This window comes from Providencia sp. PROV048, from assembly GCF_033688165.1.
Lineage (GTDB): Bacteria > Pseudomonadota > Gammaproteobacteria > Enterobacterales > Enterobacteriaceae > Providencia > Providencia hangzhouensis.
This window is the reverse complement of the sequence record NZ_CP096360.1, coordinates 1663620-1683787: the sequence shown is the minus strand read 5'-3', so window position 1 is coordinate 1683787 and position 20168 is coordinate 1663620. Positions and strand designations below refer to the sequence as shown.

20 protein-coding genes are annotated in these 20168 nt (G+C 40.5%); 9 read left to right on the top strand and 11 right to left on the bottom strand.

The window, feature by feature from the left end:
- Positions 1-91 precede the first annotated feature (91 nt).
- Both ligA and zipA read right to left on the bottom strand, forming a co-directional pair.
- On the bottom strand, positions 92-2107 hold the full coding sequence (gene ligA / locus M1F26_RS07270) for an NAD-dependent DNA ligase LigA (protein WP_318837666.1): 2016 nt from the start codon (positions 2105-2107) through the stop codon (positions 92-94).
- A gap of 57 nt (positions 2108-2164) precedes the next feature.
- Positions 2165-3148 carry a cell division protein ZipA gene (gene zipA / locus M1F26_RS07265; protein WP_140172330.1) on the bottom strand — a complete coding sequence of 328 codons (984 nt, stop codon included), beginning with the start codon at positions 3146-3148 and terminating at the stop codon, positions 2165-2167.
- Between the two features lie 218 nt (positions 3149-3366).
- Here zipA and cysZ point away from each other — a divergent pair, with 218 nt between their 5' ends.
- The 5 genes from cysZ (at position 3367) to crr (ending at position 8347) form a co-directional block, all read left to right on the top strand.
- On the top strand, positions 3367-4131 hold the full coding sequence (gene cysZ / locus M1F26_RS07260; RefSeq protein ID WP_004264874.1) for a sulfate transporter CysZ: 765 nt from the start codon (positions 3367-3369) through the stop codon (positions 4129-4131).
- 226 nt (positions 4132-4357) lie between these two features.
- Positions 4358-5311, top strand: coding sequence for a cysteine synthase A (cysK, locus tag M1F26_RS07255; protein WP_200129237.1), 954 nt, complete (start codon positions 4358-4360; stop codon positions 5309-5311).
- Between the two features lie 352 nt (positions 5312-5663).
- On the top strand, positions 5664-5921 hold the full coding sequence (gene ptsH / locus M1F26_RS07250; RefSeq protein ID WP_004264876.1) for a phosphocarrier protein Hpr: 258 nt from the start codon (positions 5664-5666) through the stop codon (positions 5919-5921).
- A gap of 140 nt (positions 5922-6061) precedes the next feature.
- A complete protein-coding gene (gene ptsI / locus M1F26_RS07245; protein WP_004264877.1) occupies positions 6062-7789 on the top strand; it encodes a phosphoenolpyruvate-protein phosphotransferase PtsI in 1728 nt (575 codons plus the stop codon).
- Between the two features lie 48 nt (positions 7790-7837).
- Positions 7838-8347, top strand: a complete 510-nt coding sequence (gene crr, locus M1F26_RS07240; protein WP_004264878.1) for a PTS glucose transporter subunit IIA — start codon at positions 7838-7840, stop codon at positions 8345-8347.
- A gap of 98 nt (positions 8348-8445) precedes the next feature.
- Here crr and cysM read toward each other — a convergent pair whose 3' ends face one another.
- From cysM to M1F26_RS07215, 5 genes are all read right to left on the bottom strand, one after another.
- A complete protein-coding gene (gene cysM / locus M1F26_RS07235; RefSeq protein ID WP_140172328.1) occupies positions 8446-9330 on the bottom strand; it encodes a cysteine synthase CysM in 885 nt (294 codons plus the stop codon).
- 373 nt (positions 9331-9703) lie between these two features.
- Positions 9704-10792: a sulfate/thiosulfate ABC transporter ATP-binding protein CysA gene (gene cysA / locus M1F26_RS07230; protein WP_094961726.1), complete on the bottom strand. Its 1089-nt coding sequence runs from the start codon at positions 10790-10792 to the stop codon at positions 9704-9706.
- Positions 10793-10794: 2 nt separating this feature from the next.
- On the bottom strand, positions 10795-11655 hold the full coding sequence (gene cysW, locus M1F26_RS07225; RefSeq protein WP_140172327.1) for a sulfate/thiosulfate ABC transporter permease CysW: 861 nt from the start codon (positions 11653-11655) through the stop codon (positions 10795-10797).
- Entirely contained in the window at positions 11655-12485 is an 831-nt protein-coding gene (cysT, locus tag M1F26_RS07220; protein ID WP_004264883.1) for a sulfate/thiosulfate ABC transporter permease CysT, read from the bottom strand. Before cysT ends, cysW begins: the two co-directional genes overlap by 1 nt.
- Complete coding sequence (locus M1F26_RS07215) at positions 12485-13507, bottom strand: sulfate ABC transporter substrate-binding protein (RefSeq protein WP_140172326.1); 1023 nt, start codon at positions 13505-13507, stop codon at positions 12485-12487. Before M1F26_RS07215 ends, cysT begins: the two co-directional genes overlap by 1 nt.
- Positions 13508-13829: 322 nt before the next feature.
- Between M1F26_RS07215 and M1F26_RS07210 the strand changes: the two genes are divergently transcribed.
- Positions 13830-14015, top strand: coding sequence for a type II toxin-antitoxin system HicA family toxin (locus M1F26_RS07210; protein WP_094961724.1), 186 nt, complete (start codon positions 13830-13832; stop codon positions 14013-14015).
- 49 nt (positions 14016-14064) lie between these two features.
- Positions 14065-14478 (top strand): type II toxin-antitoxin system HicB family antitoxin, encoded by a 414-nt coding sequence (locus M1F26_RS07205; RefSeq protein WP_094961723.1) that lies wholly within the window; start codon positions 14065-14067, stop codon positions 14476-14478.
- Positions 14479-14543: 65 nt separating this feature from the next.
- Here the strand turns inward: M1F26_RS07205 and M1F26_RS07200 are convergent, their stop codons facing one another.
- The 3 genes from M1F26_RS07200 to M1F26_RS07190 all read right to left on the bottom strand — a co-directional run bounded on the left by M1F26_RS07200 (position 14544) and on the right by M1F26_RS07190 (position 16814).
- The gene (locus M1F26_RS07200) at positions 14544-15443 is read right to left on the bottom strand and encodes a Dyp-type peroxidase (RefSeq protein ID WP_094961722.1); all 900 of its coding nucleotides are present in this window, start codon (positions 15441-15443) and stop codon (positions 14544-14546) included.
- A 242-nt stretch (positions 15444-15685) separates the two neighbouring features.
- A complete protein-coding gene (locus M1F26_RS07195) occupies positions 15686-16291 on the bottom strand; it encodes an RpoE-regulated lipoprotein (RefSeq protein WP_140172325.1) in 606 nt (201 codons plus the stop codon).
- Positions 16292-16382: 91 nt separating this feature from the next.
- Positions 16383-16814, bottom strand: a complete 432-nt coding sequence (locus M1F26_RS07190; protein ID WP_109911483.1) for a GNAT family acetyltransferase — start codon at positions 16812-16814, stop codon at positions 16383-16385.
- Between the two features lie 136 nt (positions 16815-16950).
- On the opposite strand from M1F26_RS07190, the gene hemF reads away from it, so the two are divergent.
- Complete coding sequence (hemF, locus tag M1F26_RS07185) at positions 16951-17868, top strand: oxygen-dependent coproporphyrinogen oxidase (protein ID WP_140172324.1); 918 nt, start codon at positions 16951-16953, stop codon at positions 17866-17868.
- A gap of 158 nt (positions 17869-18026) precedes the next feature.
- Entirely contained in the window at positions 18027-19163 is a 1137-nt protein-coding gene (locus M1F26_RS07180; protein ID WP_180359534.1) for a M4 family metallopeptidase, read from the top strand.
- 121 nt (positions 19164-19284) lie between these two features.
- Here the strand turns inward: M1F26_RS07180 and rluF are convergent, their stop codons facing one another.
- Positions 19285-20154 (bottom strand): 23S rRNA pseudouridine(2604) synthase RluF, encoded by an 870-nt coding sequence (rluF, locus tag M1F26_RS07175; protein WP_140172323.1) that lies wholly within the window; start codon positions 20152-20154, stop codon positions 19285-19287.
- Positions 20155-20168: the final 14 nt, after the last annotated feature.

Genomic DNA, 20168 nt, shown 5'->3' with positions numbered 1-20168 from the left:
GAATTTAAGTTAAGACTTACAACAACCTGCGTATAAAATTGTTGCCTACAGAGATCGTAGGCAACTAAGTCAAATTGAATATAGTTCACTATTAAATATTCAGCAAACGAACCAATTCATTTTCATCAATAACGCGTATGCCAAGTTCATTTGCTTTGGCTAATTTAGAACCAGCGGCCTCACCTGCAATGACTAAATCCGTTTTCTTCGAGACACTTCCTGAGAATTTTGCACCTAAAGCCACTAACTTGTCTTTGGCTTCATCACGCGTCAATACGCTCATTGACCCTGTTAGTACCACTGTTTTACCTGCAAATGGGCTATCGATTTCTGCACTATTCACGACTTTTACTTCAGGCCAATGAATATTTGCCTTCGTCAGTAAATCTTCAATCACCGCTTGGTTATGAGGTTCACGGAAAAAATTGACCACATGTTTCGCAACTACATGACCAATATCTTGAACGGTTTTTAGTGACTCTTCATCCGCCGCCATCACAGCCTCAAGTGTGGTGTAATGCGCTGCTAAGTTTGCCGCCGTTGCTTCGCCAACCTCACGAATTCCAAGGGCATAAATAAAGCGAGCCAATGTTGTTTGCTTAGACTTATTGAGTGCATCAACCAGATTCTGTGCCGACTTCGGCCCCATTCTATCCAAGCCTGTTAAGATACCCGCACTTAATTGATATAAATCTGCCGGCGTTTTGACATACTCTTTTTCGACTAACTGGTCGATAATTTTATCGCCCATGCCATCCACATCCATTGCTCGGCGTGAGACAAAATGTTTCAGTGCTTCTTTGCGTTGTGCCCCACAAATAAGCCCACCAGTACAGCGTGCCACCGCTTCACCTTCAACTCGTTCGATATCAGAACCGCATACAGGGCAATGGGTCGGGAAGACAATTTCACGGCTATCTGTTGGTCGCTTGTCAACCACAACACTGACGATTTGTGGAATAACATCCCCTGCTCGACGAATAATGACCGTATCACCGATATGCACGCCAAGGCGTTCAATTTCATCTGCATTGTGTAACGTCGCATTACTGACCACCACACCTGCGACTTGCACGGGTTCTAAACGCGCCACAGGCGTGATAGCACCTGTACGCCCAACTTGAAATTCAACATCTTTTAATAATGTGACTTGTTCTTGAGCTGGGAATTTAAACGCTGTCGCCCAGCGAGGTGCTCGAGAAACAAAACCTAATTCTTCTTGAATCGCGATTGAGTTAACTTTAATGACTACCCCATCGATATCAAAGCCAAGATCAGGTCGAACTTGCTCAATTTCATGGTAAAAATCTAATACGGCCTGATGACCAACACGTAATTGAACATAATCACTAACCGGTAAACCCCATGCTTTAAATTGCATCAAACGGTCATAATGAGTGTCCGGTAACGAGCCACCTTCCACAAGCCCAACACCATAACAATAAAAAGTGAGTGGCCTTTTAGCGGTAATACGTGGGTCTAATTGACGCAACGAACCCGCAGCCGCATTACGCGGGTTTGCAAAGACTTTGCCATCCGTTTTACGTGCCTGCTCATTGAGTGCTTCAAAACCTTTTTGGGGCATGAAGACTTCGCCACGGATCTCAACGCGATCAGGAATATTTCTTCCCCTTAAACGCAATGGGATAGCGCGGATGGTTCGTACATTCGCGGTAATATTCTCACCTACGGTCCCATCACCACGAGTCGCCGCTTGTACTAATTCACCATTTTCATACAACAAACTTACCGCTAACCCATCGAGCTTGAGCTCACAACAGAAAGTCAGTTCTTGATGATTTTTCAAACGATCTCTTACCCGCTTATCAAACGCAAGGTAACTTTCTTCATCAAAAACATTATCTAGGGATAACATAGGTATTTCATGGCGTACGGTATCAAACGCAGCCAATGGTGCGGCACCAACACGTTGAGTCGGTGAATCACTTGTGACAAGTTCAGGATGCTGTGCCTCTATCTCTTTTAGACGTTGCATTAACTTGTCATATTCTACGTCTGGAATTTCGGGCGCATCTAATACATGGTATTGATATTCATGATGACGTAACTGTTTTTTTAATTCGTCTATTTCTTGTTTGGTAGTCATGATTCACTCATACAGATAAAAAACCCCCAATTAATGGGGGTTTTGTTCAACGTTTATTTAACTTAATGTGTTTCTAATTCGAGCATGATACACCTCTATTTTTTGAGGTGTCAGCATTTTGCGTTCGTCATCAAGAACAACCCCTCCCGCATCTGATGCGATACGTTGAGCAGCTTGCAACATCAATTTGAAGTTTTGCCCTGCATCACCGTAAGACGGGACCATCATAAACATGGAAACCCCTGGGGTGGTAAAATCAGCCATTGTCTCTGGGTCGAATGAGCCCGGTTTCACCATGTTGGCTAAGCTAAACAAAACAGGCCCCGTACCAGACGGGTTTACATGGCGGTGGAATATTTTCATTTCCCCAAATTGGAAACCGGCTTGTAAAATACTTTGCAGTAATAATTCACCTTGAAGTTCCTGCCCTTGCAAAGCGGCTACGTGAAGTACCAGGACTGTCTCCTTGCTACTTGTTGTAGCAGAATTTTCCTGCGGCTCAGCTTTCTTCTCAATATGCTGCGTCTCTTGTTCATAGGTGCTCGGCTGAGGCTCTTCTCTCAATTTGGTTGAATCAATATGTGGTTCAGCGACAGTTTCAGTGGCTGGCTCAACAATCACTTCCTCACTCATATTAATGGTGAGTTGTTCGGGTACATGAACGGGTTCAGTACGTTGATGCATCGTAGGCTCATTATGAACCGGCGATTTAGCCTCAGGCTCCTTGTTCATAATAATGTCAGGTTCAACCGATGCTTTTGGCTGTATATTAGGCTCAACTGGAGACTCATTTTTTACCGGATATACAGGCTCAGTCGCAGCGGGATGAACAGGCGCCTGCTGAGTCGGTTGATTTTCAGTAAATAATGCAGAATCATCATATTCTGATGAATTCTCCTGCATATTGTTTTTTCTACGTTTTACGGGTCTGTCGCGAAATAACTTTGAGCGCTCTTTACGGCTGGTCCATAAACCATGCAGTAATAAAGCGACAATCGCTATCGCACCTACGACCACTAATATCAGACGCAAATCCTGCATCGCTGCTATCTCTAGTTGATGAATGATAATGCCAACACGGCGGAAACTTCCTTAAGATTATTTCTCAATTGCTCTAAGTGCAACCCCCAGAACGATTTTCTTACAAGAAAGAGAATATTCCGCTTTCATTTGCTGCTTTTTTAAGCGAATAATGGCTAGTCAGCCTAATTTCATATCTATATGATACATGGTCAACCGAAAAGGAGAGAACAAGAAGTATGACCCAATCGACATTTTCGACACAAAAAGACCATTCTGGTTTTTATTATTTTACACAAGGCTGGAGATTAATCACTCGGCCCGGTATTAAACGTTTTGTTATTTTGCCCCTATTAGCCAATATTTTATTCTTAGGCGGCGCATTTTGGTGGTTATATACAAAGCTTGGCGGCTGGATAGCCCAAGTGATGAGTTACGTTCCTGACTGGCTACAATGGCTCGATTATGTTATTTGGCCAATCGCTGTTATCTCTATTTTGCTCGTGTTTACCTATTTTTTTAGTACGGTTGCTAATATTATCGCTGCACCTTTTAACGGTTGGTTATCAGAAAAACTCGAAGCCGAGTTAACGGGTAAACCATCACCAGATACCGGTGTTGCTGAGTTATTAAAAGATGTTCCTCGTATGATAAAGCGCGAGTTTGTCCGAATCGGTTACTACTTACCTCGCGCTATTGGGTTATTAATCCTATTTTTCATACCCGGTATTGGCCAAACAGTCGCCCCCGTACTGTGGTTTTTATTTGGTGCTTGGATGATGTCAATCCAATATTGCGATTACCCGTTTGATAACCACCGTGTTGGCTTTAACGAAATGAAGCAGGCGCTTGCCAAAGAGCGGATGAGAAACGTTCAATTTGGTGGCGTCATTAGCTTGTTAATGATGGTGCCTTTTGTCAACTTAGTGATCATGCCTGTTGCAGTTTGTGGTGCAACATTGATGTGGGTTGACAGGTATCGTGAGCGTTACGCACGCTACTAATCTATTAAATCATTGCGCAGGTTTATCGCCTGCGCTCTTTTATTTACTTATTATTGTTACACTATAATTATTCCTTAGAACTATTAGATCTAAAATAACATTTCGTTATAAGCTTATGCTCAAATCATATTTGCATTAATTTGTTCTTAACGTATGTTGAATCCATCTCATTATTTTTAATTAATACCGATTACATTACTGGCTAACCGATTTTTAAGGATATCCCATGAGCAAAATTTATGATGATAACTCGTTGACCATTGGCCACACCCCACTTGTTCGCCTAAAACATTTTGGTAATGGCAATATTTTAGCAAAAGTGGAATCTCGCAACCCAAGCTTCAGTGTTAAGTGCCGTATTGGTGCTAACATGATTTGGGATGCAGAGAAAAAAGGTATCCTAAACAAAGACAAAGAATTAGTTGAACCAACTAGTGGAAATACGGGTATCGCTTTAGCCTATGTCGCTGCGGCGAGAGGTTATAAATTGACGTTAACCATGCCTGAAACCATGAGTATTGAGCGCCGTAAACTACTCAAAGCATTAGGTGCCAACCTCGTTTTAACTGAGGGGGCAAAAGGCATGAAAGGTGCAATAGCTAAAGCTGAAGAAATAGTGAATAGCAACCCTAAAAAATACTTATTACTTCAACAGTTTAATAACCCAGCAAACCCTGAAATCCATGAAAAAACCACTGGGCCTGAAATTTGGGAAGATACTGACGGCAATGTCGATGTTGTAGTCGCAGGTGTTGGTACGGGCGGGACGATTACAGGGATTGCAAAATACCTGAAAAACACCAAAGGCAAAGTTGTGACTATCGTGGCTGTTGAACCAGAAACATCCCCTGTCATTACCCAAGCTTTAGCGGGCGAAGAAATTAAACCGGGTCCTCACAAAATACAAGGGATCGGCGCTGGTTTTATTCCGGGTAACTTAGATTTAAAATTACTCGATAAGGTCATTCAAATCAGCGATGACGAAGCCATCAAAACGGCTCGTGAGCTGATGGAAAAAGAAGGTATTCTTGCGGGTATCTCATCAGGCGCTGCTATTGCTGCTGCCACTAAAATTGCCGCAGACCCTGCCTATAAAGGTAAAAATATCGTCGTTATTTTACCTTCTTCAGGTGAGCGTTATTTGTCTACAGCCCTGTTTGCTGACATCTCGGCTGAGTAGCATAACTTCGTTACAATATCGTTAAAAAAGCACCTAAATGGTGCTTTTTTTGTGGCATAGATCAAACTTTAGCACGGATGGAGATGATTTATAATTCGGGGTTTAGTATTAAACATAGTAATTATTTTGCACCTCGAAATTAATCACTTTTTAGCCAACCTCTAGGGCGAGTAAAATAATTTGCCAATGAGAAAAAAGTATCGAGTTCGCAAGAAAAACAGAAAAAGGGTTGATACCGCACAAAGTAGGAAACCTTTTTTCAAGTTAATAATCTAACTTATACGCAAACCTAGTCTATTTCATCTACAATTGGCTGGGTAATTAAAAAAACGAAAGTTATTGAGGAAATACTATGTTTCAGCAAGAAGTTACTATTACGGCACCAAATGGTCTACATACTCGTCCTGCAGCTCAATTCGTAAAAGAAGCAAAAGCATTCTCTTCCGACATTTCTTTAATTTCTGGCGGCAAATCCGCTAGCGCAAAAAGTTTGTTTAAATTACAAACCTTAGGCCTAACGCAAGGCACAGTTGTGACAATTTCTGCTGAAGGCGAAGACGAAAAAGAAGCCGTTGAGCATTTAGTTAAACTGATGGGCGAATTAGAATAATTTCGCACGAAAATAGCATTTACTGATTTCATTCAATGTCCCTGAGTGATGTCATTCGGGGACATTTGTATAATCGGCTATATTCATTGTCGTCTCTGCAACATCAGAACTCCCAGCACTAGCAGCAGTAAGGTAATATTATGATTTCAGGAATTTTAGTATCCCCGGGTTTTGCTTTTGGTCAGGCTTTAATCCTCAAAGAAGATCCTATCGTTGTTAGCACAAAAAAAATTGCTGACGATCAGGTTGATAAAGAAATTGCTCGCTTTATTGAGGGTCGTAACAAATCAGCCGAACAACTCAATTTGATTAAAGAGAAAGCCGAAAAAAATCTTGGAGCTGAAAAAGCTGAGATTTTTGAAGGTCATATCATGCTGCTAGAAGATGAAGAGTTGGAACAAGAAATTGTCTCTTTAATCAAAGGCGATAAAAAAACGGCAGATGCCGCTGCGTATTCGGTTATTGAAGATCAAGCTCAAGCGCTTGAATCCCTTGATGATGAATATCTTAAAGAACGCGCCGCTGACGTGCGTGATATTGGCAAACGTCTATTAAAAAACATATTAAATATTCCTATCGTTGATTTAAGTGCAATCAGCGAAGAAGTTATTTTAGTGGCTGCGGATTTAACCCCTTCAGAAACCGCACAGCTAAATTTAGATAAAGTATTAGGGTTTATTACTGATTTAGGTGGCCGTACATCACATACCTCAATTATGGCGCGTTCTCTTGAGTTACCTGCCATTGTTGGAACTAGTGATGCCACCAGCAAAATTAAAAATGGCGATTTCATTGTATTAGATGGTGTCAACAACACCATCCACTTGAACCCATCTGAAGCCGAAATCGACAAACTGAAAGCTTTCCGTGATGAATATCTACAAGAAAAAGAAGAGCTCGCAAAATTAAAAGATTTGCCTGCCATCACCCTTGATGGTCATCAAGTTGAAGTTTGTGCGAATATCGGTACTGTACGTGATGTCGCTGGTGCAGAGCGCAATGGCGCAGAAGGCGTTGGGCTCTACCGTACTGAGTTTTTATTCATGGATAGAGACTCTCTTCCTACCGAAGAAGAACAGTTTCAAGCTTATAAAGCTGTTGCAGAAGCAATGGGCAGCCAAGCCGTTATTGTCCGTACAATGGATATCGGCGGTGATAAAGACCTGCCATATATGAATTTACCAAAAGAAGAGAACCCATTTCTCGGCTGGCGTGCAATTCGTATTTGTCTTGATCGCAAAGAAATCTTACACTCACAATTAAGAGCTATTTTAAGAGCCTCTAAATTTGGTAAACTGCGTATTATGTTCCCAATGGTTATTTCCGTTGAAGAAGTTCGTGAACTAAAAGCAGAGCTAGAAATGCTTAAAGCTCAGTTACGTGAAGAAGGTAAAGCTTTTGACGAGTCAATTGAAGTCGGTGTGATGGTTGAAACACCAGCCGCAGCTGTTATTGCTCGCCACTTGGCAAAAGAAGTTGATTTCTTTAGTATTGGGACGAACGATCTCACTCAATACACTTTAGCGGTCGACCGTGGTAATGAACTGATTTCTCATCTTTACAACCCGATGTCACCTGCTGTCCTAAACTTAATTAAGCAAGTGATCGATGCATCACACGCTGAAGGTAAATGGACTGGGATGTGTGGGGAGTTAGCTGGAGATGAGCGTGCAACCTTATTGCTACTTGGCATGGGGCTGGATGAATTTAGTATGAGCGCGATTTCAATTCCGCGTATCAAAAAGTTAATTCGCAATGCGAGCTTTACTGATACCCAAGCTTTGGCTGAACAAGCACTTGCTCAACCCACAGCGGATGAATTGATGAAACTTGTAGATACCTTTATCCAAGAAAAAACGTTATGCTAAGAACAGCACATTAGTTCGGTCCCATATAAAACGATTAGGAGAAGGTCCATGGGTCTGTTTGACAAACTGAAATCACTCGTTTCGGAAGACAAAAGTAGCAGTGGCAGTATTGAAATTATCGCACCTTTATCGGGTGAGATTGTCAATATTGAAGATGTTCCAGACGTTGTGTTCGCAGAAAAAATTGTTGGTGATGGTATTGCGATTAAACCCGCAGGTAACAAAATCGTTGCCCCTGTAGACGGTACAATTGGTAAAATATTTGAAACTAACCATGCGTTTTCTATTGAATCAGATGATGGTATAGAACTATTTGTTCACTTCGGTATTGATACCGTTGAACTTAAAGGTGAAGGCTTTAAACGCATCGCTGAAGAAGGCCAAACTGTGAAGAAAGGCGACTTAATCATCGAGTTTGATTTAGCGCTGTTAGAAGAGAAAGCAAAATCTGTTCTAACGCCAGTTGTCATTTCTAATATGGACGAAATCAAAGAACTAAACAAACTGACAGGCTCAGTGACAGTCGGTGAAACTGTCATCATGCGTATTAAGAAATAACTTAACTGCCAATATTTAGTTAAAACCATCAGGCCTTGCCTGATGGTTTTTCATTTATGGGGATTTTTTATTGAGCACAGATTTGTCATTAAATTATCTCACTCATTAAATACACCTGTTGATAAATAACGGTCTCCTCGGTCACAAATTACTGCCACAATGACCGCTCCCGGGTTAGCTTTCGCCACTTTTAACGCACCAGCAACCGCCCCACCCGAGCTCACTCCACAAAAGATACCTTCAACTTTAGCTAAAGCTCTCATAGTCTCTTCAGCTTCTTGCTGGTTTATATCCAGTACACTATCAACTAATGAGTCATCAAAAATACCGGGTAAGTAACCTGGTGACCAACGCCTAATACCCGGAATTTGGCTTTTTTCCGCAGGTTGTAACCCAACAATATGGACATCATCTGACTGGGATTTTAAATAGCGGCTTACCCCGGTAATGGTCCCCGTGGTTCCCATACTCGATACAAAATGGGTAATGCGACCATTGGTTTGCTGCCATATTTCAGGGCCTGTTGTTTTAAAATGAGCTAATGGGTTATCAGGGTTGTTAAATTGGTCTAAAACTTTCCCCTCACCTCTTTGTTCCATTTCCTTAGCCAAATCACGGGCACCTTCCATACCAACAGCAGTACTCACTAAAATGAGTTCTGCACCATAGGCTTGCATTGAAGCTTGCCGCTCTTTGCTCATGTTATCTGGCATGAGTAATTTCAGTTTGTAGCCTTTTACTGCGGCTATCATCGCGAGCGCGATACCTGTATTTCCACTAGTTGCTTCAATTAGCGTATCACCTGGCTTAATTTCACCCCGTAATTGCGCTTCATTAATCATTGAAAATGCCGCGCGATCTTTCACTGAACCTGCGGGGTTATTACCTTCAAGTTTCACCCAAATTTCAGCTTCAATCCCTTGTGTTAAACGCTGAAGCTTTACTAATGGGGTATTACCGATAAATTGTTCCAGAGCCGACACTTTACCATCCTTATAATTTTTATATATAAATAAGAAATAATAGAGATAAGATATTACCCCAATATTGATATGTGAAAATTGAAATCTCTTCACATTAATATTAGAAAAATAGATTATCTTAATTACTATTTCTGATATAGCTAATTGATATATTATATTACAATAAGTTTATAGAATTACCAGTTATATTTCATATAAAAATATGAAAAATAAATCTTTTATATCAATTAGTTATGATGAATTTAATCATAATGGGAAATAGACTAAATATTTTTAATATAAAGTCTAATCATCGGTCATATACCTAGAAAGTAATAGAAAAGATAACACCAATAATATATTTATTAGTGTTATAAGTTATTGAGTTTTATATTCATGCACTTTCAGCAAGTTGTGGGAAAATTAACGCCTGATCTCCTTGATAGATCTTTGCCTGCTGGCTACCTAAAAAGTAACGTTCACCTCGCGTTGGTATCGTTTTTTCGGACTGCCAAATCACTGACAAAGGCTCTTTCCCCCAACCTAATGGTTGAACGGTTAATTGCCAAAAATGCCCTCTTGGCCCCGATTCCGTAATTCTAACAGGTAAACGGTGCTGTTCATCCACTTCAGCTTGTAATGAGATATCCCAAGGACGTAAAAATACGTCGACTTCACCTTGTTGAACACTGGTATGGTTAAGGGGGAATTCATAGCCATCTATATTTAATGTTGAACCTTTGATGTGGGCAGAAATTTGGTTCACTTCCCCCATAAATTCAAGCACAAAACGGGTTTCTGGGCGCTGCCAAATATCGCTCGGTGTGCCAACTTGCTCAATATGACCTTGGCTCATCACCACCACTCTGTCTGCAACTTCCATGGCTTCTTCTTGGTCATGAGTCACAAAAACACTGGTAAATTTTAATTCATCATGTAATTGACGTAACCAACGGCGTAATTCAATACGCACTTGTGCGTCAAGCGCACCAAAAGGTTCATCTAATAATAAAATTTGTGGATCAACGGCTAAAGCCCTTGCCAGTGCCACACGCTGTTTTTGCCCCCCTGAAAGTTGCGCGGGGTAACGTGAAGCCAGATGGGCGAGTTGAACCATTTCCAACAATTTTGTTACTTTATCTTTAATAGCCTGAGCTGATGGGCGCTGCTTTCTGGGTAAAACCGTTAAACCAAATGCCACATTATCAAACACTGTCATGTGGCGAAATAGTGCATAGTGTTGAAATACAAAGCCAACATGCCTATCTTTCGCATGGATTTTACTAACATCGTGACCATGAAAGCGCAATAACCCCTGACTTTGTTGTTCAAGCCCAGCAATAATCCGCAATAAGGTTGTTTTTCCTGAACCGGAAGGCCCTAATAAGGCAACCATTTCACCCGATGCAATATCCAGTGAAATATCGCTGAGTACTTGGGTTTTACCAAATAACTTACCGATTTTTTCAATTTCAATACTCATGATTAATGGACTCCTGATTCAGATTGCTGGCGACTTAAATGCCACTGCAATGCGCTTTTAAGTATTAAGGTGATAATTGCCAGCAGTGCTAAGATCCCTGCGGCCGTAAACGCCCCTACTGTATTATAATCCTGATGCAATAATTCAACTTGCAACGGTAAGGTGTATGTTTCACCACGAATAGCTCCTGAAACCACCGAAACCGCACCAAATTCACCGATTGCACGGGCGTTAGTTAAAACCACGCCATACAATAATGCCCAGCGGATATTGGGCAATGTCACACGCCAAAACATCTTCCATCCTGACGCTCCCAGTAACACCGCGGCTTCATCTTCTTGGCTACCTTGGCTTAACATCAAGGGCACTAACTCACGTACGACAAATGGACACGTTACAAAAATGGTCACTAACGCCATACCTGGCCATGAAAACATTAGCTGGATATCAAAACCTTCAAGCCACCCACCAAACCAGCTGTTCGAGCCATAAAAAAGTAAGTACAGCAAACCCGCAACAACAGGTGAAACCGCAAACGGGATATCTACCAAGGTGAGTAATAATTGGCGACCAGGAAATTGAAATCGTGTCACTAACCACGCCATCATGGTGCCAAAAACTAAATTTACAGGAACGGTAATTAAAGCAATTAATACTGTTAAACCAATAGCGTGTAGCATATCTGGGTCTGCCAAATTCAGTAAAACGGCATCTAACCCTTTTTGAAATGCAGTAATAAATATCCAAACAATTGGAATCACTAATAGTAAAAACGAAAACAATAAACCTATCGCAATTCGTAGCCATTTCCCCCAGTTAATTTGGATACGGCTAGTAGTGTGAATTGGTGTAATTTGCGCCATTACTTGCCCCCCAACCGTTTACCAAAGCGGCTTTGTACTAAATTAACACTAAATAGAAGTAACAATGAAACCGCTAAAATAACTGAGGCCACAGCACTGGCTGCCGGGTAATCAAATTGCTGTAGCTGACTAAAAATCATTAATGAGACAACTTCGGTTTGCCACGCAATATTACCCGCAATAAATATAATGGCACCAAACTCGCCTAAACTCCGCGTAAAGGACAAAACCGTTCCGGCTAATAAGGCCGGTGAAAGCTCTGGCAGTATCACTCGACGAAAAGTTTGCCAACGGCTCGCACCTAGGGTTTGAGCAGCTTCTTCGTATTCAGGGCCTAGCTCTTCCAACACAGGTTGAACCGTACGCACAACAAACGGAATACTGGTAAAAGCCATCGCAACCGCAATTCCCAGCCAAGTATTAACAACTTTAATGTCAAACTGGTGCAGATATTGCCCATACCAGCCCGAGGTTGCAAACAGGGTTGCCAATGTCAGCCCCGCTACCGCAGTAGGTAATGCAAAGGGTAAATCTACTAAACCATCTAAAAACAAACGCCCAGGAAAGCGATAACGCGTTAAAATCCACGCTAATAACATGCCAAACACCGCATTAAACAAACTTGCGACTAATGCAGACAGTAACGTCACTTTGTACGCGGCAACCACTTGCGGGTAACTAATGACAGCCCAATATTGCTGCCATGTCATTTCCGATAATTGGATCACCAAAGCGCTCATGGGTAATAGCAAAATCAAGCAGGTATAAAAAAGGCTGCTACCTAGCGTTAGCCCAAAGCCTGGCAAAAAACGCTTTCCTGAACGATTCATTAACGGCGCCCTTCAGCCATTAATTGGTCAAATTCCCCACCGGTGGCAAAATGAACGTCCATTACTTTTGGCCAGCTCTCAAATTGTGATTCAACCGTAAACAACTGAGTTTCTGGGAATTTTTCCTTATTCGCACTCATCACCGCTTTGTCATTCACTCGGTAATTGTACTGAGTGATGATTTCTTGGGCCTGTGGGCTATAGAGATAATTTAAGTAAGCTTTAGCGACATCTTCAGTACCATTTTTTTGTACATTTTTATCGACCCAAGCGACGGGAAACTCCGCTAAGATATCCACCGGCGGTACAATAACTTCGTAGTCTGATTCACCATACTGAGAGCGAATATTATTCACTTCTGATTCAAAACTAATAAGGACGTCACCGAGCCCCCGTTCAATAAATGACGTCGTCGCGCCACGCCCACCGGTATCAAATACTTCTACATTTTTCAGAAACTGTTTCATTTGCTCACGGGTTTGTGCTTTATCATCTTTATTTTCTTGATTAAAAGCGCCCCATGCCGCAAGGTAGGTATAACGGCCATTTCCTGAAGTTTTTGGGTTCGGGAAGATTAATTTAACATCTTCACGGACTAAATCATCCCACGTTTTAATCCCTTTAGGGTTTCCTTTACGAACTAAAAACGCCATTGTTGAATAATAAGGCGAGCTATTATTTGGTAAGCGAGCTTGCCAGTCTGCAGGGATCAAATTCCCTTTGTCATGCAAAATTTGCACGTCCGTGACTTGGTTATAGGTCACCACATCCGCTTTCAGCCCTTGTAAAATAGCCAGAGCTTGCTTTGATGAGCCGGCGTGTGATTGTTTAATTGTGAGTTTGTCGTCAGGGTGGGCTTCATTCCATTGTTTTTCAAATGAAGGGTTCAACGCCACAAATAATTCACGGGCAATATCATAAGAGCTATTAAGCAGTTCAGCTGCAACTAATGGTGAGCTTCCGAGTAATGATACCGTTGCCAAACTCGCTAGTGCTGTTTTTTTCAAAAATGATTTTTTCATTCCACACCTATTCGTAACTAAACCCAAATGGCTGACATTGGAACCACTGTATATGTTTTGGTTATAACTGTGTAGCTATCAATCACCTTTTTATATATCAAATTAGAATAACAAAGAAACGAACGTCATAAGCAGGAAAATTAACTGATTTTTTAATTAGTTAGTGATATGAATGCGTTTCATTTTTAAGTTTAGCGAAGCAAAGACACCTTAAACATTTTCCCCCTCTCTCTTTTTTATACACATAACACACACTTTAAATATTGTAAGCGCTCTTCAGAGTGTGTATTATGTGTATATCAGTTAACGAAATGGAGGGATCGTGCAAAGTTCGGAACTGATAAACATACTGCAAAAAAACGGTTGGAAACTTGAAAGAATAAAAGGAAGTCACCATCAGTTTTCCCACCCACATTTTTCAATTGTAATTACTGTTCCGCATCCACAAAAAGATTTAAAGATAGGCACACTAAATCACATTTTGAAGGCTGCGAAACTAAAACATTAAATAAGAAAAGCGTTCACGCATGAGCGCTATCTTTAATGGAGATAACCTAATGCTTTATACCGCCTTTATTGAAATTGATAATGATGGCAGCGCAAGTGGCTGGTTTCCTGATATTGAAGGATGTACATTCGCGGGCAGCAATATAGAAGAGGCTTACGCAGAAGCAAAATCAGCAATTGATGCTCATTTTGAATTATTGAGTGAAAAAGGCTTTGAGATCCCATTATCGAAATCTCAGCAAACGCTATTGAACCCAATACAACCTGAATATGCGCATGGGATATGGTTATTTGTGGATGTCGATATGGATAAATACGATGGCCGTACTGAGCGTATTAATATCACCTTGCCGCATCGTTTATTACATCGTATTGATGCTTTAGTGAAGGTTAATCCTGAATATGGTAGCCGTAGTGGTTTTATTGCTGCTGCAGCTCGTAAAGAATTAAAAAAAACCGATTAATACATTGAAAATAATAGATTACATAAATAATTATCAATCGCCGCATCCTTGCGGCAACTTATTGATCAAAGAGACGTCAATGTCTCAATCGACGGAGCATAGTAATAACTCCCCGAAACGGCTTTCGTCATACGCAGCAAATCATCGTATTTGCCGTCTTTTTCACCAAACATGCTGAGTAACTGCTGTTCAATATTGTGTAACCTTGCACAATAAGCGATAAAGAATAAGCCATGTTTGCCGCTTGCTGTACCATATGGCAAGCTGTGACGCATGACTGAAAGCTCTTCTCCCTCTTCTTCTATCACCACGCGTGAGACATGAGAGGTGACATTGCGCGCATCTTCATCTAATTCAACGCTATCTTTTTTAGTACGGCCAATCATTTTTTCTTGTTCATGTTCCGAAAAACGATCCCATTTTCGTAAATCGTGTTCATAGCGTTGGACTAAAACATAGCTTCCGCCTTTATCTTCACCGTCTTCGATTAATGTGACCTCTGCAATTTCTTCCCCTTGCGGGTTCTCTGTTCCATCAATAAAACCACTTAAATCTCTGTCATCTACCCAACGAAATCCATGAATTTCTTCAACCACAGAGATAGATTTACCAAATGCTTTTAAAGCAGCTTGTGCTAAAGAAAAATTAATATCGTGGCGCAGTGATTGAATATGAATAAACATATCCCGTTGAGTGGCGGGAGCAAGCCCTTTACCCAGAGTGCGAAATGGTTTCAATTCAGGAGCAGTATTTGCCTTACCGAGCTGTTTCCAGATATCAGAGCCAAACGCGATAACTGCACCAAGGCGATCATCTGGGTATTGCGCTTGTAATTTGGTTAAAGCCTCGACAAAGCTTTTACATCCAGACTTAACTTCATCCAGAGATCCCTCTTGCACTTGCGCTTCAATAAAAATACCAAAACGGCTATGTTCTTTCAAAATACCACTTTGAGAATGAGACATACGGTAAACCTCGTAAAATTAATATGTTATATAACCTATTTTTTATATAAGCGATTTTAATATCTTATCTTATCGCTATGATGTTCACCTTGTTTTAACGCAAGGGAATATAGGTTTCCGGTCTATTATAAGAAAGAAAATTTAAGAAAGGGTAAATTTCTTTGAAAACAAGGAAAAAGAAACACTAATGGAAAGATATCGCCAGTATAGATAGCCCTGACGATATTATTAACGAAATGAGATTATTTATGCCAAATAATTTGCGAGATTTTCCATGTTTTCAGGTCATCATCTGAAGGCATTAAATCTTCTGGCCCTTGCCACTTACCTGTAAAACGGTAAACCACTTTACTTGATTGCGGTGAATTACATTCAATGGTTGGAACGTCATTGACTCGCTCGCCTAGACCGCAAATACCGAATGCTTTTTGATAAATTTCACTAAATTCAGTACCCACTGTCGGCCCCCATTCAGTTGCAATATCCGGGTCACTCACTATAATTCGTGATACATAGCCGTGCTCTGGGCCAACTATTTCTAATTTTACTTCATTATCATCCATTCCTTGGAAAATTGTGACCACATCCCCATTTTCCATTTGCATACCGCTGCGTAATGTATAGCGGTCATCAAGTTGTTTCTTAATGATATCCGCTTGCATTGGTGTAAAACTAGTCACTTGACCAAGTCCTGAGCTAGAAACCACCAGTGGGCTGCTAAACCAAGTCGATGGCGAAAAGAATTTCACACCCGCACACCCTGATAACAGAACTGTTCCACAGAGTAGAGAAGCCTTCAACAACGGCGATAATCCATTATTACTGTTCAACTTTGCATGTTGGGACATATCATCCTCTTTTATGAGTCGCATAATGCATATTGTGACAATCTATTTACTAAAACATTCCCATAGAAAGTTAAATAAATAGTCAATTAACTTAAAAATCCGTTTCGTGCGTTAATTTTTTCGAATAAATTAAACGTTCAGGTTGTTCTTCTTCATACAACATTTTTTCAAACATACAAATAGCCGCATCAGACTCTTCACTCACTAATAACTCTATTCTTCCGCAGCCTCTGGCTATCAGTTTTTTTTCTAGTCGACTCACTAATGCATTAGCAATACCACGGCCACGGTATTCCGGGTGAACAGCAAGATAAACAGCTGTGCCACGAATGCCATCGTAGCCCCCCATAATAGTACCGACAATTTCACCGGCAACTTCAGCCACTAAAAATAAGTCGGCCCCACACTGTAATTTGCGTTCAATATCGAGTTCAGGATCACCTGAAAATTCATTGAGAGCACAACGCTCCCATAAGGTCAGGACGTCTTCATAATCACTTTGCCGAAAGACTCGTATTTCCATCTCATTTGCCTACTTAAGCTAATCTTTCTGCCATTATCTCTGCTTTTGCAACACAATCAATATTCAATATGCCTTTCTTCGAGTAAAAGGGTATACTTTAACCATTATTTTTTTGCTATGGTTCTATTATAAAACAATGAATTACCCAGATATTGATCGCGTAAAAGCCTATTTGCAGAACTTGCAAGAGACTATTTGCCAAAAAATTACTGAGCTAGATGGTAAGCAAACTTTTCTAGAACAAACATGGGAACGAACTGAAGGTGGTGGCGGTCGTAGCCGAGTACTAACCAAAGGGGCACTATTTGAACAAGCTGGGGTTAACTTCTCACATATTAAAGGAGAAAAGTTGCCAGCATCAGCCTCTGCACATCGGCCCGAGCTTGCTGGCCGTAGCTACCAAGCAATGGGCGTCTCTCTTGTTATTCACCCTCTGAATCCTTACATTCCAACTACCCATGCTAATGTTCGTTTCTTTATCGCTGAAAAAGAAGGTTGCGAGCCTGTTTGGTGGTTTGGTGGCGGTTTTGATTTAACCCCTTTTTATGGCTTTCATGAAGATGTCATCCACTGGCACACTGTTGCTCGTGATTTATGCCGCCCTTATGGTACTGATGTTTATCCTAAATATAAAAATTGGTGTGATGAATACTTTTTCCTGAAGCATAGAAATGAACCTCGTGGTGTGGGTGGGCTATTTTATGATGACCTTAACCAAGGGGGTTTTGAATCCTGTTTTAACTTCACTCAAGCCGTTGGTAATGGCTTTTTAGATGCCTATGTGCCGATTGTTGAAAAACGCAAAGATCATTCATGGGGTGAACGAGAGCGTCAATTCCAATTATATCGTCGTGGTCGTTATGTCGAATTCAATTTGGTATGGGACAGAGGTACATTATTTGGCTTACAAAGTGGAGGCCGAACAGAATCAATTTTAATGTCAATGCCACCACTTGTCCGCTGGGAATACGACTATCATCCTGAACCTAATAGCCAAGAAGCTGCTCTCTATACTGAATTTTTAATTCTAAATAAAGAGTGGGTTTCGCCATAATTAATAACATTAGTTTATAAATTAAGGTAGAAAGATAACCGTTCTACCTTTCTAATATAAAATAACAGAAATTGATTTTAAAGCTTATATATCAACTAGTTACAAAATTATCACAACAGATTATGATTCCATTTCACCCAACTGAATGGAGTTATAATATGAATCAAATTTTAGGCCGTTCTTTACTCTCACCTTGCTTATTAGCCAATTTAGTGACTAAAGCAGGTCATACTAACTTAAAATCAACGCTCACTCATATCAATGATATTATGAGCCGAACCTATTCACATGAAGATGCATTATTTCATCGCAATAATCTTTCATCTTGCCCTATAGATACGACAGGAAAGCGCTATAACCGTTTTATTCGTGATGCTCAGCGCCCTATTCCACATAAACATCACTGGCATTCTGACCTGCCAATTTGTGAACGTTCAGGGCTTTCTCCAGATAGTCATATGCCACATGATGACTATGCGGTAATTATGTGCGAAGAAGACACTCAAGCACCATCAAAACCCGCTGGGCAAGTATTTAATTCAATTGGTGTTATTCGTACCTTTTTCAAGGAAAAATTAAATATTGACCAAATTTTTGGCTGTTCTGCTGATATTAATGCGGTTATTCATTATGGAACAAACTACGCTAACGCATTTTGGAATTCTCAAGCTATTTTCTTTGGTGACGGGGATGGAATCGTTTTTGGCCCATTCTATAACGACATTGATATAATTGCTCACGAACTTGCTCATGGTTTTATTAGTTCAAAAGCTAATTTTAGATATTCTTTCCAGTCTGGTGCTCTTAATGAGTCTGTCGCAGATGTACTTGGGATTATGGTCAAGCAATATTTAAATAATGAAACAGCCAATACCTCTAATTGGCTACTTGGGGAAAATTTATTTATTGACCAAATAAATGCACCTGCCCTACGTTCGATGATAAATCCAGGCGACGCTTATTATCTTTCTGATGAGGTCAGAGATCCACAAGTTGGCCATATGTCTCAATATCAAGATTTACCTATTTTTGTTGATAATGGCGGCGTACATATTAATTCAGGCATTCCAAATAGAGCCTTTTACCTATTAGCTAAGAGCCTTGGTGGCTATACGTGGGATATCGCCGGTAAAATTTGGCTGGAAGCAGTGTCTGACAATAGAGTGACAAAAAAAGCGACATTTATCGAATTTGCTGATGCCACGATCCGTGCAGCTAAGAAACTGTTTGATGATAATATTGCGCAAAAAACACAGCAAAGTTGGTTAGATGTTGGGCTGATAGTAAACCTGTAAAAAAATATATTGCTAGATAGCATTAAACCATTTGAAATTAATTTTTCTGTAAAATACAAAGGCCGATACTAAAGAGCATTAATCAACTCTTTTATTCAGCCTTATTCATTAAACCTGCACGTTAACGTTTTTTCTTTTTTCTGCCTGGTTGTGTAAACTTTTTGCGTGTCGGGTTTTCTGGTTTTACTTTGGGTTTACTTGGCGAAGTCTGCTTTGTATTACTTTTGTTAGCAGAAGCTGACTTCTGTGGCTTTTTCGATTTTACGTCTGATTCAGATTTTTCCATCATATCAAATAATTCAATCAATTCATCATCGGTTAAATCACGCCACTCCCCGACAGGAATGCCTGTCAATTTAACATTCATGATGCGAACGCGTTCAAGTTTGGTGACCTCAAAGCCAAAATGCTCACACATACGACGAATTTGACGGTTTAGTCCCTGCACAAGCGTAATTCTAAAAACAAAAGGAGCCTCTTTCTTAACCTTACATTTTTTCGTCATTGTTCCAAGAATGGGTACTCCAGCACCCATTCCACGGATAAATTCATCCGTTACGGGTTTATTGACCGTGACTAAATACTCTTTTTCATGAGAATTGCCTGCCCGTAAAATTTTATTCACCAAATCCCCATGGTTGGTGAGAAAAATTAGCCCTTGAGAGTCTTTATCTAAGCGGCCAATTGGGAAAATTCGGGTACTGTGGTTAACATAATCAACAATATTATCTTTTTCACCACTCTCTGTCGTACTGACAATACCGACTGGCTTATTGAGTGCGATTAACACTAAATCTTCTTCATTGCGCGGTTCGATTAATTGCCCATTAACTTTTACCACGTCACCAGCAAAAACTTGGTCGCCAATTCCTGCACGCTTACCATTAATAAATACATTACCTTGTTCAATATAACGGTCAGCTTCACGCCTTGAGCAAATACCACTTTCACTAATATATTTGTTTAAACGTGTAGAAGAACGAGTGTCCATAATTTTCCTCAATC